The organism is Parendozoicomonas verongulae (genome assembly GCF_009711465.1).
GTDB lineage: Bacteria > Pseudomonadota > Gammaproteobacteria > Pseudomonadales > Endozoicomonadaceae > Sansalvadorimonas > Sansalvadorimonas verongulae.
Genome location: NZ_SMME01000507.1, coordinates 1 through 1125 on the forward strand (window position 1 = coordinate 1; position 1125 = coordinate 1125).

Consider the following 1125-nt stretch of genomic DNA (forward strand, 5'->3'; position numbering starts at 1 on the left):
TGGACCTCTTCGTTAATCGCAATTACCTGCTGACCCGTGCGGCAGATATTGAACGTTACCTCCCGCCATCCGATGGTGATTTTGCCTACCTGCAAAACTTCTCGGTCACAGCTTCGGGTAATACTGCTTCCAGCGGAACCAGCCGTACGGATTATACGGTCGGTGGTGTCAGTCTTTTATCCTGGCGGGAAAACAGCATCTATGGCAGCTGGGATTACACCAAAGACCAGAACCTGATCGTCGACCGGTTGTATGCTCAACGGGAATTCGAAGGCGTTGCCTGGCAGGGGGGCATGATCTCAAGCCGTGGCTTCGGGTTGAATTTTACCTCGGATCAAACCTTGCTGGGGGGGCGTGTAGCAACATCTGATAGCACCCGTCTGGATACGCAATTTACTGGTGGCACACCCCTTGACGTGTTTCTGCCCACCCGTGGACGTGTAGAACTGCGCCGGGATGGAAAGCTGTTAGCCTCCCAGTTCTTTGAGGCAGGCAATCAGGCGCTGAATACATCTTCCCTGCCGGACGGTGCTTACAATCTGGATATCCGCATTATTGATGATCTCGGTGTTGAGGTGAGCCGTGAAACGCGCTTCTTTGCTAAACAGAATCGTCTGCCTGCTCCCGGTGAGTGGACCTGGTTTATGGAAGCGGGGGATGTGCTTAACCGTGTCGCCAATGCGACACTGCCTGAAACCACAGGGCAAATACTTGGGCGTGGTGGGGTTGGTCGCAGGCTGGGGGATACCTGGTCCGGGACGCTGGCTTTTGCCGCTGATAATGATGAATCCCTGATTGAAGCCGGGCTGTTTCATGTGGGCAGCTTTTGGGATATATCCCCCTACGGGATGGTGGATAATGCTGGTAACCACGGTGCCGGAATGGGACTGCGCACCCAGATTGGGGTTGTGTCTCTCAACAATAATTATCGCCGGCTCTGGAAGCGAAACAGGGCGCCAGCTGATTCTGTGAGTGCGGTTACCAGTACCTCCGCCAGCACCTATGACAACAAATTACTGGGTGACAGTTTTGAACAGATTAACAGTTCCATAAGCCTGCCCCTTTCTCTTGATGATACCAGCCTTGGCAGTGTGAGTTACCGGTATAACTCTAACAGGCAACAAA

At 53.3% G+C, this 1125-nt stretch carries 1 protein-coding gene; it reads left to right on the plus strand.

All coding sequences use genetic code 11. The features are described from left to right. A partial coding sequence (locus E1189_RS01225; RefSeq protein WP_196220941.1) for a TcfC E-set like domain-containing protein occupies positions 1-1125 on the plus strand: 1125 nt, incomplete at both ends.